The organism is Sphaerisporangium sp. NPDC088356 (assembly GCF_040685555.1).
Classification (GTDB): Bacteria; Actinomycetota; Actinomycetes; order Streptosporangiales; family Streptosporangiaceae; genus Sphaerisporangium.
This window is the reverse complement of the sequence record NZ_JBFBIK010000041.1, coordinates 14,081-28,183: the sequence shown is the minus strand read 5'-3', so window position 1 is coordinate 28,183 and position 14,103 is coordinate 14,081. Positions and strand designations below refer to the sequence as shown.

The window sequence follows — 14,103 nt, the reverse complement described above, 5'->3', positions numbered from 1 at the left end:
CGTACCTGTCCCGAGCGGGTCCGCACTGGGCGTGTCGGTCATGCTGGGTGTTTCTGGTGCTGGACCGTCCGTGCGAGATGCGGGTGTTCCGAGTGCGTCCGCTCTCGGACTGTCTGACCCGCTCGCGTCTGTCGCGGGGGTGTACGGCGCAAGTCCGGCCGGAATTCGGTTGCCGGGGATGGTGGCCTCTCCGGGGAGCAGCCCGCCGCCTGACTCCGGCGCCGTCTGCCCGTGCTTCCCTTGCTCCCCTGGAGGCGGAAAAGGCGGCCAGACCGGAATGTCACGTGCCACGAAGTTGGCGGTTCGTCCCGGCTCAGCGGGCGTCACCTCGGGCGTGGCGCCCTGAGGAGGCTGCGGCTCCCAGGGGGCGTCCTGGGGGGAGGGGGGTGCGTCCTGCGGGATCGCGGGGGAGTTGACGGGCGGCGGAAACCACGAGGTCGGAGGGATGAGCGGCTCGGCCGGCGGCGCTTCCTGGGGAAGGGCGACCGGAGCGGGCCAGACACCCGTTTCGACGGGATGCCCGTACGTCGAATCGGCCGGAGGGTTGTGCGCCGGGGCGGCCGGAGGGTTGTGCGCGGGGTCGGTCGCAGTGTTGTGCGCCGGGGCGGCCGGAGTGGTGTACGCCGACGGAGGCTGCCAGGACACGGCGCCAGGCACGATCGGGGGACTCTGCCCGGGCCACGGGTCCATGACCGGCCCGGTGCGTGGCTCCACCCCCTTCGGGCCCTCCGAAGACTCCGCGTCACCGAATCCTCCGAGCCCGCCGGGACCTACGGGAGCGGGTATGTCGCTCTGGTGGTCGGCGGGGATCGATCGTTCGGGGGAGCGCTCACCGGGCGTGGTGGGGGGCCATGGTGCGCGGCCGGGCCGCGGGAGCTCCGAGGGCGACCCGCGCCGACCGTCCTCGTCGGGCAGGTCGGAACCGCCGAACCAGTCGTACTCGGTGGGGAAACGCTCGGCGGGGTCCCACGGCTGGGCGTCCGCGCCGCCCCAGGGCGCGGGCCGCCGTGGCTGGTCAGTGGACGCGTCTTGGACCCACGGCGTCTCCTGGGTGGAGTCGGGGTCCGTCACGCTCTGCTCGGTCCGCGGCACGGGTTTGTGCGCCTGCCCGAAGCTCGGGGGTGGCATCGGCGGAGCCCCCGAGCTCTCGGTCTCACGTTCGTGCTCGGATCCGGAATCCTGGCCACGCATATGCGGAAGCGTATCCACAGTCGGAGATCGGCATACCGCTATGGGCGTTTCCCGGTCTAGCTCGACAGCATGTTTGTCCGCTTAAAGCCACATATGGATGGATTTTAGGGTCAATTGCTCCGGCTGCCGGTGAGGGCGCGGGTGTCGAGTGCGGAGAAGACGCTCGCCTCTGTGATATCGACCGCCGCTCGGTTGAGGGCCTTCAGCTCCGTCTTGGACGGTTTGTGGCCGTCCTTGTACTGGAACCAGAGCAGGACCAGATAGTGGCCCTGTGCCCATGCGGTGGCATAGGAGTCGCTGCCGCTGCCGAGGAGCTTGGTCGCCGAGTCCTTCCCGGGAAGCGGGGTGACGTAGTCCTCCAGTTCGCCGCCCGTGCCGGCCTTGGCGGCCTTCTTGGCCGAGCTCGAGGTATTGAGGTTGGCCACGCCTACTGTGCCGATGAGCTTGCCCGCGGCGTCACGGAAGCTGGCCCGGAGGAACTGCGTACATCGCCCGGTCGTCAGCGCCTTCTGCATGCCCGTGCCGTGCACGGCGTCCTTGCACTTCTTTTCGGTGCGCCGCACCGTCATCAGGTAGGAACGACCCTTCACGGTGACCTTCTTGTGGCCGAAGACCTCCTTGAGGGTGAGCGGCTGGGGGTCGGTCTTCCTTGAGACGGTGAAGTTGTCACCCTGGCCGGCCACCAGGGGAACCTGTGCCGCCGGGCGCGTGCCGGCGGGGGCGGCCGTGCTCACGGGATCATCGCCGCCGCTCATGATCACGATGCCCGCGCCCGCCGCGACGATCAGAGCCACGACACCGCCCGCGATGAAGTACGGGGTGCGGGAGCGCCGCCGGAACGGCTCCTCCGGCTCGCGCCTCCGCTTCTCCATGGGAGGACTGGACGGCGGCGTCTCGGCCGCCGACGGCCGGTCGCTTCCCCGTTCCTCGAAGGACGCGCGCTGTGCCACGTCGAACGGACGGCTCGGCGGCTGCTGCCTCACTTCGAACGGGTTTCCCCGCGACGGCTCGAACGCGCGGCCCTGCGCCTGCGGGGCTTTGAAGGGGTTGCGTTCGTGATCGTCGAAGGGCCGGGACGGCGACTGCCGGCCGCCGAAGGACCCGCCCGCGCCGAACGCTGGATCTCCCGCTCCGAGACGGGGGTCCGCCGTGCCGATTCGCGGGTCGGTCGTGCTTAGACGCGGATCGGTGCCGAGACGGGGGTCGGCGGTGCCGTATGCGGGGTCGTTCGCGCCGGGGCGGGGGGTGTTCGCGCCGTGACCGGGGTCGGCCGTGCCGGGGGCCGGGCCGAAGAGGGGGTCGTGGGCCGGCCCGCGCCGGTCCTGGGCGCGTGACCATGGTCGTTGGCCCGGGGCGCGCTCCTCCACGGGAGGCCACGACGACTCGGGAGCCTGCTCGTGCGGCTGCGCCTCGGGCCGGAGGTCACCGGTGGACTGAGGTGTTTCGTACGGGCGGTAAGGCTGACGGCGTGGTTGTCGATCCCCGGGGTAACCCATGCGCCGAGACTAGCCCGGCACCGCGACATAACAGGTCAGGAATAGCCGAAGTCCTGAGTCCACCACGTGTCACCAGAACCGTAGGCGACCCCTATGCCCACGGTCGTGATCTTGCAGTTCAGGATGTTGCGGCGGTGGCCGCTGTTGCTCATCCAGCCGCGAACGGCCTCGTCGGCCGACTGGTAGCCCCGGGCGATGTTCTCGGCGGCGCTGTTGGAGTAGCCGGCGCGGGCCATGCGGTTCCAGGGGGTGAGCCCCCCGGGAGAGGTGTGGCTGAAATAGTTTCGAGCGGCCATGTCACGGCTGTGGGCGCGGGCGGACCGGGCGAGGCGCGGATCGACCCGTAGGGGGTCGCATCCGTTGCGCATCCGCTCCCTGTTGGTGAGGTCGACCGCCGCCGCCTCAAGCTCGCCGGTGGCAGGAGCGTCCTCCTGGTCGTCGCCGCCCTGGCCGTCGCTCGCCGTGCCCACGCTCGTGCCCGCGGGAACCTCGGACCCGGACCCGTCGATGGAGCTGCGTTGCCTGGTGGCCGTTGGAGTCGCGCTCGGCCGCGCCTCGCTCGTGGGAGGGGAACTGGGGCGCGACACGTGGCCCAGTGACGGACGCTTGCCGTCGGCCTCGACCTGGTGTTCGGGTGCGGCCATGAGCCGGCCGGCCGAGGGCGCGGGCGTGCCGGTCTGCAGGTAGATCTCGTCGGTGACCTTGGAGGTGTCGAGCTGCGAGATCACGATGCCCGCGAGCAGAGCCGCCGCCAGGCACGCCAAAAGGCCCATGTGGGTCCGCCGACGGGGGAACCGCTGGGTGTGCCTGGGTCGAAGGGGCTGACACATACCGCTGCCAAATATAGAGAGGTCGGCTTATGTTAAAGAAGAGACGAGGGGGACTGGTTTCCGTTGAGGAATTCGTCCGATCGCCGAGTACACTCATCGTGCGGATCCGGTGTGACGTGCCTGCGTCGGTGCTTCGTTTTGACCCACGCCTGTTACAACCGGTAGTCTGCTGATTCGTTGTGTGCGATTGGTCCCTCGTGACCGATGCGCGGCGCGTCCGGCGTCATCTCCCTGCTCGTGGAGACGGAAGGTCTGGGCCTTGTCGTGCGCCCGCCCATGACCTACCGACAGATGTCAACCAGACAGAAGGCTTACCACCGTGCGCACGTTCACCCCTAAGTCCACCGACGTACAGCGTCAGTGGTACGTCATCGACGCCACCGACGTCGTGCTGGGTCGGCTGGCCACCCAGGTCGCGACGCTGCTCCGCGGTAAGCACAAGCCGATCTTCGCGCCGCACGTCGACACCGGTGACTTCGTCATCGTCATCAACGCCGACAAGGTGGCCCTGACCGGCAACAAGCTGGAGCAGAAGAAGGCGTACCGCCACTCCGGCTACCCGGGCGGTCTGCGTTCCGTGTCCTACAAGGAGCTGCTCGAGAAGCGTCCCGACCGTGCCGTCGAGAAGGCCGTGAAGGGCATGCTTCCCAAGAACTCCCTCGGCCGGAAGATGGCCAAGAAGCTCAAGGTCTACGCCGGTTCGGAGCACCCGCACCTGGCGCAGCAGCCGGTGACGTACGAGATCACCCAGATCGCCCAGTAGTCGCACACCGTTGGCCGACGGCTGACGCCAAGATCGAAAGTTAGAGGAGAACCGTGGCCGAGCCCACCGGTGTCGAGACGCCCATCGAGGGCGAGCTGGACATTGCGGAGCACTCCGCTGAGGAGTTCCCGTCCGAGTACACCAGCGAGTCCGCTCCCAGCAGCGACGTCCCCGCGCGTAAGCCCATCACCACGGGCAACTCGTACGGCACCGGCCGTCGCAAGGAAGCCATCGCCCGCGTGCGCATCACGCCGGGCACCGGCAAGTGGACCATCGAGGGCCGCTCGCTGGACAACTACTTCCCGAACAAGGTCCACCAGCAGATCGTCAACGAGCCCTTCGTGACGCTCGGCGCCGAGGACCAGTTCGACGTCTTCGTCCGCATCGACGGCGGCGGCGTGACCGGTCAGGCCGGCGCCGTTCGCATGGGTCTCGCCCGTGCGCTCACCGCGCTGGACACCGAGGTCAACCGCGCGCCGCTGAAGAAGGCCGGCTTCCTCACCCGTGACCCCCGGATGAAGGAGCGCAAGAAGGCCGGTCTCAAGAAGGCCCGTAAGGCTCCGCAGTACAGCAAGCGTTGACAGGTCGCCTCTTCGGCACCGACGGGGTTCGTGGGGTCGCGGGTCGCGACCTCACGGCCGAGCTGGCCATGGACCTGTCGGTCGCGGCGGCTCACGTCCTCGGTGATGCCGGTGCGTTCGAGTCGAGCGTCGGGCGGCGTGGCCGCCCGGTCGCCGTCGTGGGCCGGGACCCGCGTGCCTCGGGAGAGTTTCTCGAGGCCGCGGTCGTCGCCGGCCTCGCGTCGTCCGGAGTGGACGTGCTGCGCCTAGGCGTGCTGCCCACCCCGGCCGTCGCCTATCTGACCTCTGCTCTCGGAGCCGACCTCGGGGTCATGCTTTCCGCGTCCCACAACCCCGCCCCGGACAACGGGATCAAGTTCTTCGCCCGCGGCGGCTTCAAGCTGCCCGACGCGGTGGAGAACGACATCGAGCAGCGGCTCGGCGAGAAGTGGAACCGCCCGGTGGGCTCGGCCGTCGGCCGGGTGCGTGACGCGTTCGGCGAGGCCGACCGCTACGTGTCCCACGTTCTGACCACCATTCCTGGGCGTCTGGACGGCCTGCGGCTGATCGTCGACTGCGCCAACGGCGCCGCTCACATGGTCGCGCCCGAGGCGCTGCTGCGTGCCGGTGCCGTCGTCGAGACGATCGGCGCCTCGCCGGACGGCCTCAACATCAACGAGGGTGTGGGCTCGACCCACCTCGACAGGCTGCGTGACGCGGTCTTGGAGCGCGGCGCCGACGCGGGCATCGCCTACGACGGTGACGCCGACCGCTGCCTGGCCGTGACGGCCTCGGGAGAGGTCGTCGACGGTGACCAGATCATGGCCGTCCTCGCGCTCGCGATGCACGAGAGCGGCGCCCTCGTGAAGAACACCGTCGTCGCCACGATCATGTCGAACCTGGGCTTCAAGATCGCCTTGAAGAAGGCCGGACTGAACATGATCGAGACGGCCGTCGGTGACCGTTACGTGCTGGAGGCCATGAAGGCCGGGGGCTTCAACCTGGGCGGCGAGCAGTCGGGTCACGTCGTGATGCTCGACCACGCCACCACAGGTGACGGCCTGCTCACCTCGCTGCACCTGCTCGCCGAGGTCGCGCGCTCGGGCCGTTCGCTGCAGGACCTGGCGTCGGTGATGACCCGGCTCCCCCAGGTGCTGGTGAACGTCAAGGACGTCTCCAAGGCGAAGGCGGCGACGTCCGAGGAACTGGCCTCCGCCGTGGCCGCCGCCGAGAAGTCGCTCGGCGATTCCGGGCGGGTCGTCATCCGTCCCAGCGGCACCGAGCCGATGGTGCGCGTGATGGTCGAGGCCGAGTCCCAGGACGAGGCCGAGCTCATCGCGAACAAGCTGGCCGACGTGGTGCGCACGGCCTGCGCCTGATATTCCGTCATAACCGGCAAGGCGGGGTCCTCATCGGGGACCCCGCCTTGCCGCGTTCCAGCGCCATCCGCGCCGGGCGGTGGGCTCATCCGTGGGCGCGCAGGGCCGCCGCGAACCACTCGAACGCCGGGGTGGCGGACGGATACGGCGCGCGGCCGTTGAGAACGCCCATCAGCTCCCAGTAGCGCTCCACCCGGCGGTCGGTGAACGTCTCCACCTGGCCGGCCAGCCGGGCGCGCTCCTCGGCGGGCGTGCCCGCGTCGACGATCCGGTCCAGGATTCGCCTGCCCTCCGGCGAGCCAGGGGCCACCCCCGCCGCCACCGCGCCGCCCGCGTGCTCGATGACCGGCTGGGGGTCGTACGCCGGCTGCTCGCCGCCCGTGGCGCCCGCGAGGGCCATCTGGCGTACGCGTCGCACGAAGGACTCGTCGGCCAGGAGCGCGGCGAGCTCGGCCCACGCCTGCGCCTGCTCGGCACCGGGCTCGTCCGGCGCGTCCGGGGGCAACTGGCGCATGCCCCGGGCGATCTGCGCGCCGGGCGCCCCGGGATCGATCCCGGCGAAGGCCCGGTCGACGAAGTCGTGGATGATCTGCCGGCGGTCCCGCGCTGACGGCGTGGTCGGTACGGTCATGCTTCTCGTCTCCTCAGTGGATGGTCGAGGGCGGCTCGGAGGCGCCCCCAGAGCAACCCTCCACCCTCCAGTTGGTGGAGACTCAACCTGATTATTCGCGTAACGGGCCCCCGCTCCCCGTACGAGGGCACGAATGCGTACCGAGCGCCAAGGACGGATCGCCGGTCAACCGATGTGATTTAGGGTGACTGCTCGTGGTCCACAGGCACAGGCATCAGCTGATCGCCGTCATCTCGTTCGTCGCGGGCGCGATCTCGACGTGGATGCTGTCCCTCACCGGCACCGACGGGGACTTCTTCCGCTCGCTGATGTATCCCTGGCTGTGCGCGGCGGTTCTGCTCGGCGGGGTGGTCCTCGGGGTTTTCGTCTCGGCCAGGAGCGCCGTGGCGATCCTGGTGCCGTTCGCCGCGCCGCAACCGCTCGTGGCCGTCTGGGAAGGCGTGACCTCCCCCCCGGAAGGCAACGGCCTCTGGGTGCTCGGCTTCGTCACCTCGACGGTGCTGATGGTCTTCTCGATCGGCTGCATGGCGATAGGCATATGCGTCCGCCTGATGTTCCGCCGCTGAAGCCGCCGAGCCCCGGGGTCAGTCGTCGCCCGTCAGTGAGAGGGAGCGCAGGCGCTGGCCGGCCCAGATGACCGAGCCGATGGTCACGATGAGCACGGCGGGGACGGCGAAGCCCATGCCGACGGAGGCCTTGAAGAAGCCGGAGGTGCTGATCTGGGCCGCGAAGGTCTGCGCCCACTGCTGGATGGAGAAGTTGCGCGCTCCCGGAACGAGGCCGCCGACCAGGCTCTCCCAGACCACCGCGTAGATGATGCCGATCGTCACGGCGTGCCGTGAGATCACGCCCAGAAGCAGGAACACCGCGGAGTACGCGATGCCGCCGACCAGGGCGCCGAGCGCGAACCCGGACGCGATCCCGGCCTCGCCACGGATGAGGATGTACGCCGCGACGAACGTCGGTACGGCGGCGAACACGGCGAGCAGCGAGGCGGACACCACGAACTTCGTGAAGGCGATGACCGGGCGGGAGATCGGCTTGGACAGCAGGTGGATGATCGTGCCGTCGTCGATCTCGGGGGCGATCGTGCCGGTGCCCGCGATCAGCCCGAGCAGTGGCAGCATCGTGCCGATCGCGTAGATCTGCAGGAGCATGACCGTGGCCTTCTCGTCCGTGCTGCCGATGGCGCGCAGCAGCACCGCGAGACCGATCAGCACGAGCGGGAGCAGGATCAGCAGCAGCACCCTGCGGCGCCCGAGCACGGCGCGGTAGGTGATGCCGGCGACGACGGAGTTCATCGGGTGCTCCGGGTGATGAGGTCGACGTGGGTCAGCGGGTGTTCCTGGAGGCGCGAGCCGGTCATCGGGTGCTCCCGGAGATCAGATAGGAGAAGACGCTTTCCAGGTCCTCGTCGGCAGGGGAGACCTGCCAGACGGTGACCCCGGCGTCGCGGGCGACCCGGGGGAGCAGCCGGGTGAACCCGCGGAAGTCCACGGCCTGGACCTCCAGCCCTGCGGCCCCGAGGGACACGGCTCCCGAGGAGGCGTCGGCGATCAGAGCGGCGGCCAGGCGCCGGTCGTCGCTGGAGCGTACGTGGAACAGGTGGGGCCGGTCGGTCATGCGACGGCGGATCTCCCGGAAGTCGCCGGAGGCGGCGTGGCGCCCCGCCACGAGTACCTCGATCTGCTGGGCGACCCGCTCGACCTCCTCCAGGATGTGGGAGCTGAACAGGATCGTGCGCCCGGCGGCTCCAAGCTCCTTGACCAGGTCCATCAGGTGGAGGCGCTGGCGCGGGTCCATGCCGTTGAACGGCTCGTCCAGGAGCAGCACCTGCGGGTCGTGGACCAGCGCGGCGGCGACCTTGACCCGCTGGCGCATGCCCTTGGAGTAGGTCTCGATGCGCCGCTCCTTGGCGCTCTCCATCTCGACCATCGCGAGGGCCTTGGAGGCGGCGTCCTCGGGGGAGGCCAGGCGGTGCAGGCGGGCGCTCGACAGCACGAACTGCCAGCCGGTGAGGAACCCGTAGACCGCCTCGCGCTCGGGGACCAGCCCGATGGACCGGTAGATCTGGTGGTTGCGCCAGATCGGCTTCCCGTCGAGCGTGGCGGTGCCCGTGGAGGGGGCGAGGAACCCGGCCATCATGTGCAGCAGGGTCGACTTGCCCGCGCCGTTCGGGCCGAGCAGGCCGGTCACGCCGGGCCCGACCGTCATGGTGACGTCGTTGACCGCGACCACGTTGCCGTACCAGCGGGAGACCTGTCCCAGTTCGATGTTCACGATGAGGCCGCCTTGCGGTAGCGGAGGACGAGGGCGGTCACGCACAGGGCGATCACGGCCAGCACGGCGACGGCGGCGACGGGACCGCCGGCCCCTGAGGGATAGCCGCCGTCGTTGTTCGGGCTGGTGCCGAAAAGCCAGACCTGGACGGCGTCCACGAGGAAGAACGGGTTGATCAGCCACGCCCACGCGGCGGCGCTGTCCCGGCTCACCGACATCAGCACGCCGACCAGCACCGCGGAGATCGCCGAGGACAGCAGGTAGAGCGCGATGACCGACGCCACGCCGAGCCCGCGCCGGGGCGTGAACGAGGCGAGCGTGACCCCGGCGGAGGCCAGGAGCACGGCATAGATCACGGAGGTCGCCATGGCCGCGAGGTAGTCGCTGGTTTTCGGCGGACCGGGCAGGTCCACGAGCAGCTCGCCGACGAACAGGACGGTCAGGGGCACGGCGATGAGCAGGAACATCGCGAGGGCCATGGCCGCGAGCTTGGCCACGATGTAGTCGGCCGTCGTGGTCGGCCGCGACAGGTAGAGCGGCAACACCCTGAACCGCAGGTCCGGGGCCACGAGATACGGGGATTGGGCGGCCAGGAAGACCGCGAGGACCGCCTGCATCGTCACGGCGTAGGACGGGTACGACAACCCCCGCTGCTTGATCAGGGCCATCACCGCGATCGACACGACCGCCGGAAGCATCATGACCCCGGCGAGCAGGAACGGCATGATCTTGCCCCGCGCGGTGCGGCCGAGCCCGAAGACGCCGCGGAGGCTGTGCAGGGTGAGCGCCGCCAGCGCGTGTCCACGGCCGAGCCTCGGGCCGTCGTAGTGGCGGTACCCGATGTCGTGGATGACGCCCGTGGGCATCGGCGGAGCGCCCGGCGCGGGCGCGGAGACGGGCTCAGACATGCGACACCTCCTGGCGGAAGACGTCCTCGATGCGGTGGCGGCCCTGTTCGAGGCGGACCAGGCACAGGTCGAGGTCGCACACGGCGTCGCGGACGACGTCGAACGTGCCGGGTGCGCTGACGTCGATGATCAGCAGCCGCCCGTGCGGCGTGACCTGCTGCCCGGCCGCCGTGAGCCGCTCGGCGAGGGCCTCCTGGCCCTCCTCGACCTCGACGGTGATCGACTGGGTAGCCTGCGTGAAGTCCTCGATGGAGGAGGAGCGGAGCAGCCGTCCCCCGTCGATGACGATGACGTTGTCGCACACCCGCTCGAGCTCGCCGAGCAGGTGGGAGGTGACGACCACGCTGATGCCGAACTCCGTGCCGATGCGCCGGATCAGGGCCAGCATGTCGTCACGGCCCTGCGGGTCGAGGCCGTTGGTCGGCTCGTCCAGGAAGACCATCTGCGGGTCATGGACCAGCGCCTGGGCCAGCTTCACCCGCTGCCGCATGCCGGTGGAGTAACCCCCGATGGGGCGGTAGCGCTCCTCGTACAGGCCCACGTGGCGCAGGGTGTCGGCGGCGCGCTCGCGCGCGGCGCTGCGCGGCAGGCCGGACATCTGGGCCATGTGGACCGTGAACTCGGTCGCGGACATGTCGGGTGGGAGGCAGTCGTGCTCGGGCATGTAGCCGACGGCACGCCGGATGTCGAGGGCCTGCGTGGTGGGGCTCAGGCCGAGAACCGTGGCGGTTCCCTCGGTCGGGGGGAGCAGGCCCAGCAGGAGCTTGATGAGGGTGGACTTCCCCGCGCCGTTGGCGCCGACCAGGCCGGTGACGCCCGACCCCGCGCTGATGGTGAGGCGGTCGAGCGCCGTCACGCGGGGAAAGCGTTTGGTGAGTCCCTCGGTGGCGAGGATGGTCATGGCCTGGACACTATCCAAGGGTCTGACCGGAGTTCCTCCCTCACACGGAGGAATTACTCCTCATCCGACGGGCGGGGAGGCCCTACCAGGGTCTCAGGGTCACCCGCGCCGCACTTAGGTGCGGCGCAGGCGGATCCGGCGGACGGCGTGGGTCGAGCCCTTCTGCAGGACGAGGCCCGCCCGGCCGCGCGTGGGGGCGATGTTCTCGACCAGGTTGCGCTCGTTGACGTCCCGCCAGACGTTCTTCGCGAACCGCGTCGCCTCCTCGTCCGACAGCTCGGCGATGTAGGTGAAGTACGACTTGGGGTCGGCGAAGGCCGTGCGGCGGAGCTTGTGGAACCGTTCGACGTACCAGGACCGGATGTCCTCGATCTTGGCGTCGACGTAGATCGAGAAGTCGAAGTAGTCGTTGACCGCCAGGGCGGCAGGAGGGGCGGGCTGCAGCACGTTGAGGCCCTCGACGATCAGGATGTCGGGCCGCCGCACGGTCTGCACGGCCCCCGGGACGATGTCGTACTCCAGGTGGCTGTAGACCGGCGCGTTGACCTCCGGGACCCCGGCCTTCACGTCGGCGACGAAGCGGACCAGCGCCCGGCGGTCGTAGCTCTCGGGGAAGCCCTTGCGATCGGTGATGCCGCGATCCTCCAGCACCTTGTTGGGGTACAGGAAGGAGTCGGTGGTGATCAGGTCGACCCGGGGGTGCTCGGGCCAGCGCGCGAGCAGGGTGTGCAGCAGCCGGGCCGTGGTCGACTTGCCGACCGCGACGCTGCCCGCGATGCCGAGGATGTACGGCGGGGGCTCCTGGTCGTCGCCGAGGAAGGTGTTCAGCGCCGCGCTGCGCTGCCGCGCGCCCATGAAGTGCAGGTTGAGCAGGCGCGTCAGCGGGAGGTAGATGTCGGTGACCTCGGCCAGGTCGATCGGGTCCTCGACGCCGCGCAGCTCCTCGAGCTCCCCGGCCGTCAGGGTGAGAGGCGTGTTCCTTCGCAGGGCCCGCCACTGCTCGCGGCTGAGCTCGACATACGGGTTCGGTGCCTCCATGGGCGCAAACTCTACTGAGCGGTCCTCGTATGGCCGCCGGGGGGCCGGTGTGCGGCAAGATGGGCCCGTGACCCAGTGGCCGCCGCCCGCCGCCCACGCGCCCGCCAGGCCCCGCGCCGGCTCGCCGCGGAGGGCTCACCCGTGATCGTGGGGATCGGGGTCGACCTCGTCGACGTCGCCCGTCTTGAGGCGGCCCTGGAGCGAACTCCCGCGCTGCTGGGGCGGTTGTTCTCCGATGCCGAGAGAGGGCTTCCCGTCGCGTCCCTGGCCGCGCGGTTCGCCGCGAAGGAGGCGGTGGCCAAGGCGCTGGGCGCGCCGCCCGGCCTCGGCCACCGGGAGGCCGAGGTCACCACGGCCGCCCACGGCCGTCCCGAGCTCCGGGTGAGCGGCCGGGCCGCCGAGGTGGCGGCGGAGCTCGGCGTGCGGCGGTGGCACCTGTCCCTCAGCCACGACGGCGGGTTCGCCGTCGCCTACGTGATCGCGGAAGCCTGACCTCCGAGCTCCGGCGGATGCCGTGCGGTCTAACGGCGGGTGGCCTTCTCGCCGGTGATCGGCGCGGGCTAGATTGGATGGAATGCTGACCGCGTACACGTCCGACGAGATCAGGGCGGCCGAACGCGCGCTGATGGCGCGCCTGCCCGAGGGCACGCTGATGCGCCGCGCCGCCACTGGGCTGGCCGTCACCTGCGTGCGGGCTTTGCCCCGCGTGTACGGCTCCCGCGTCGTGCTACTGGTGGGCAGCGGCGACAACGGCGGTGACACGCTGTACGCGGGAGCCCAGCTCGCCCGCAGGGGCGCGCGGGTGCACGCGGTCCTCGCGGGGCAGAAGACCCACGAGGGCGGCCTCACCGAGCTGCGCCGCACGGGCGGCAGGGTTCTGGATCTCCGCGAGACGCACGGCGAGGGCTCCGCGAAGGGGCTGCGCACCGATCCGGCGCTCGTGGACATGATCGACGAGGCCGATCTCATCCTCGACGGGCTGGTGGGCATCGGCGGCACCGGGCCGCTGCGCGAGCCGTACGCGACGCTGGCCAAGATGAGCGCGGAGGCTCCCGGTGTCGTCGTCGCGGTCGACGTGCCGAGCGGGGTGGACGCGAGCACCGGCGAGGTCGAGGGCGACGCGGTGCGCGCGCATCTCACGGTGACCTTCGGGGCCGTCAAGGCGGGCCTGCTGATCGACCCCGGGGCGAGCCAGGTCGGCGGCCTCCAGCTGGTGGACATCGGGCTCGGCCCGCACCTGCCGGAGCCCGGCGTGGTCGCGCTCACCGATCCCGACGTCGCCGAGCGGCTGCCACGCCCCGATCCCGAGTCCAACAAGTACCGCAGGGGCGTGGTCGGGATCGTGGCCGGCAGCGACCGTTTCACCGGCGCCGCCGTGCTGGCGGTGGGCGGCGCCGTACGGGCGGGCGCCGGGCTGGTGCGCTTCGCGAGCGCCGCCGAGCCGGTCCAGCAGGTGCGCGCCAAGTGGCCGGAGGCGGTGACCAGGATCATCACGGCCGAGGAGGGGGTGAGCGAGGTCGGCCGGGTCCAGGCGTGGGTCGTCGGGCCGGGCATGGGCACCGACGACGACGCGCTCGCGCTGGCGAGGTCCGTGCTCGACAGCGACGTCCCCGCGCTGGTCGACGCCGACGGGCTGACCCTCGCGGCGCGTGACCGCTCGCTGCTGCGGCGCTCGGCGCCCACGCTCATCACGCCGCACACGGGCGAGCTGGGCCGGCTGCTTGAGGTCGCCCCCGCGGAGATCGAGGCGCACAGGCTGCACTACGCGCGCCGCGCCGCCGCCGAGCTGGGCGTGACCGTGCTGCTCAAGGGGTCGACTACTCTGGTCGCGGAGCAGGACAGGCCGGTCCGGGTGAACCTCACGGGCACCCCCTGGCTGGCCACGGGCGGTACGGGCGACGTGCTCGCCGGCATCGCCGGAGCCCTCCTCGCCGCGGGCCTCAGCTGTTACGACGCCGGCTCGTGCGCGGCCTACGTGCACGGTCTGGCGGCCAGGGTGGCGGCCGGAGGTCCCGAGGGCGGCGAGGCGCCCATCGCGGCCCTGGACGTCGCTCTGGAGCTGCCCGACGCGATCCGCGCGCTCACGGCGGGCGCCTGATGCGAACGCTCCGTTCGCGATCGGCGGT

14 protein-coding genes and 1 pseudogene are annotated in these 14,103 nt (G+C 70.7%); 6 read left to right on the top strand and 9 right to left on the bottom strand.

From position 1 onward, the window contains the following. The 3 genes and pseudogenes from AB0O34_RS17520 to AB0O34_RS17510 all read right to left on the bottom strand — a co-directional run. A pseudogene (locus tag AB0O34_RS17520) lies at positions 1–1,128 on the bottom strand (hypothetical protein); the annotation flags it as partial. Positions 1,129–1,301: 173 nt separating this feature from the next. After that, entirely contained in the window at positions 1,302–2,558 is a 1,257-nt protein-coding gene (locus AB0O34_RS17515; protein WP_363916445.1) for a hypothetical protein, read from the bottom strand. A gap of 164 nt (positions 2,559–2,722) precedes the next feature. Further along, complete coding sequence (locus AB0O34_RS17510; protein ID WP_363916444.1) at positions 2,723–3,460, bottom strand: CAP domain-containing protein; 738 nt, start codon at positions 3,458–3,460, stop codon at positions 2,723–2,725. Between the two features lie 376 nt (positions 3,461–3,836). Between AB0O34_RS17510 and rplM the strand changes: the two genes are divergently transcribed. From rplM to glmM, 3 genes are read left to right on the top strand one after another with little or no spacing between them, the layout of a single operon-like run. Further along, positions 3,837–4,280, top strand: coding sequence for a 50S ribosomal protein L13 (gene rplM / locus AB0O34_RS17505; protein ID WP_363916443.1), 444 nt, complete (start codon positions 3,837–3,839; stop codon positions 4,278–4,280). Positions 4,281–4,333: 53 nt separating this feature from the next. Then, complete coding sequence (gene rpsI / locus AB0O34_RS17500) at positions 4,334–4,861, top strand: 30S ribosomal protein S9 (RefSeq protein WP_363916442.1); 528 nt, start codon at positions 4,334–4,336, stop codon at positions 4,859–4,861. Beyond that, on the top strand, positions 4,858–6,219 hold the full coding sequence (gene glmM / locus AB0O34_RS17495) for a phosphoglucosamine mutase (protein WP_363916441.1): 1,362 nt from the start codon (positions 4,858–4,860) through the stop codon (positions 6,217–6,219). The genes rpsI and glmM overlap by 4 nt, the downstream gene beginning before the upstream one ends. 85 nt (positions 6,220–6,304) lie before the next feature. Here the strand turns inward: glmM and AB0O34_RS17490 are convergent, their stop codons facing one another. Further along, positions 6,305–6,850 (bottom strand): hypothetical protein, encoded by a 546-nt coding sequence (locus AB0O34_RS17490; RefSeq protein ID WP_363916440.1) that lies wholly within the window; start codon positions 6,848–6,850, stop codon positions 6,305–6,307. Between the two features lie 194 nt (positions 6,851–7,044). Here AB0O34_RS17490 and AB0O34_RS17485 point away from each other — a divergent pair, with 194 nt between their 5' ends. Continuing rightward, on the top strand, positions 7,045–7,416 hold the full coding sequence (locus AB0O34_RS17485; protein ID WP_363916439.1) for a hypothetical protein: 372 nt from the start codon (positions 7,045–7,047) through the stop codon (positions 7,414–7,416). Positions 7,417–7,434: 18 nt separating this feature from the next. Here the strand turns inward: AB0O34_RS17485 and AB0O34_RS17480 are convergent, their stop codons facing one another. From AB0O34_RS17480 to coaA, 5 genes are all read right to left on the bottom strand, one after another. Then, positions 7,435–8,151 carry an ABC transporter permease subunit gene (locus AB0O34_RS17480; protein WP_363916438.1) on the bottom strand — a complete coding sequence of 239 codons (717 nt, stop codon included), beginning with the start codon at positions 8,149–8,151 and terminating at the stop codon, positions 7,435–7,437. A gap of 61 nt (positions 8,152–8,212) precedes the next feature. After that, positions 8,213–9,130, bottom strand: coding sequence for an ABC transporter ATP-binding protein (locus AB0O34_RS17475; protein ID WP_363916437.1), 918 nt, complete (start codon positions 9,128–9,130; stop codon positions 8,213–8,215). Next, positions 9,127–10,038, bottom strand: a complete 912-nt coding sequence (locus AB0O34_RS17470; RefSeq protein ID WP_363916436.1) for an ABC transporter permease — start codon at positions 10,036–10,038, stop codon at positions 9,127–9,129. The genes AB0O34_RS17475 and AB0O34_RS17470 overlap by 4 nt, the downstream gene beginning before the upstream one ends. Further along, complete coding sequence (locus tag AB0O34_RS17465) at positions 10,031–10,939, bottom strand: ABC transporter ATP-binding protein (protein ID WP_363916435.1); 909 nt, start codon at positions 10,937–10,939, stop codon at positions 10,031–10,033. Before AB0O34_RS17465 ends, AB0O34_RS17470 begins: the two co-directional genes overlap by 8 nt. A gap of 114 nt (positions 10,940–11,053) precedes the next feature. After that, the gene (coaA, locus tag AB0O34_RS17460) at positions 11,054–11,977 is read right to left on the bottom strand and encodes a type I pantothenate kinase (protein WP_363916434.1); all 924 of its coding nucleotides are present in this window, start codon (positions 11,975–11,977) and stop codon (positions 11,054–11,056) included. Between the two features lie 141 nt (positions 11,978–12,118). Here coaA and AB0O34_RS17455 point away from each other — a divergent pair, with 141 nt between their 5' ends. After that, on the top strand, positions 12,119–12,469 hold the full coding sequence (locus AB0O34_RS17455; protein ID WP_363916433.1) for a holo-ACP synthase: 351 nt from the start codon (positions 12,119–12,121) through the stop codon (positions 12,467–12,469). 82 nt (positions 12,470–12,551) lie between these two features. After that, positions 12,552–14,075 carry an NAD(P)H-hydrate dehydratase gene (locus AB0O34_RS17450; RefSeq protein ID WP_363916432.1) on the top strand — a complete coding sequence of 508 codons (1,524 nt, stop codon included), beginning with the start codon at positions 12,552–12,554 and terminating at the stop codon, positions 14,073–14,075. Positions 14,076–14,103: the final 28 nt, after the last annotated feature.

Bases quoted from the DNA above. Each gene is read 5' to 3' on its own strand.
- AB0O34_RS17510 (WP_363916444.1), bottom strand. From the start codon at position 3,460: ATGGGCCTTTTGGCGTGCCTGGCGGCGGCTCTGCTCGCGGGCATCGTG.
- AB0O34_RS17490 (WP_363916440.1), bottom strand. From the start codon at position 6,850: ATGACCGTACCGACCACGCCGTCAGCGCGGGACCGCCGGCAGATCATC.
- AB0O34_RS17480 (WP_363916438.1), bottom strand. From the start codon at position 8,151: ATGAACTCCGTCGTCGCCGGCATCACCTACCGCGCCGTGCTCGGGCGC.
- AB0O34_RS17470 (WP_363916436.1), bottom strand. From the start codon at position 10,038: ATGTCTGAGCCCGTCTCCGCGCCCGCGCCGGGCGCTCCGCCGATGCCC.
- AB0O34_RS17465 (WP_363916435.1), bottom strand. From the start codon at position 10,939: ATGACCATCCTCGCCACCGAGGGACTCACCAAACGCTTTCCCCGCGTG.
- coaA (WP_363916434.1), bottom strand. From the start codon at position 11,977: ATGGAGGCACCGAACCCGTATGTCGAGCTCAGCCGCGAGCAGTGGCGG.
- AB0O34_RS17450 (WP_363916432.1), top strand. From the start codon at position 12,552: ATGCTGACCGCGTACACGTCCGACGAGATCAGGGCGGCCGAACGCGCG.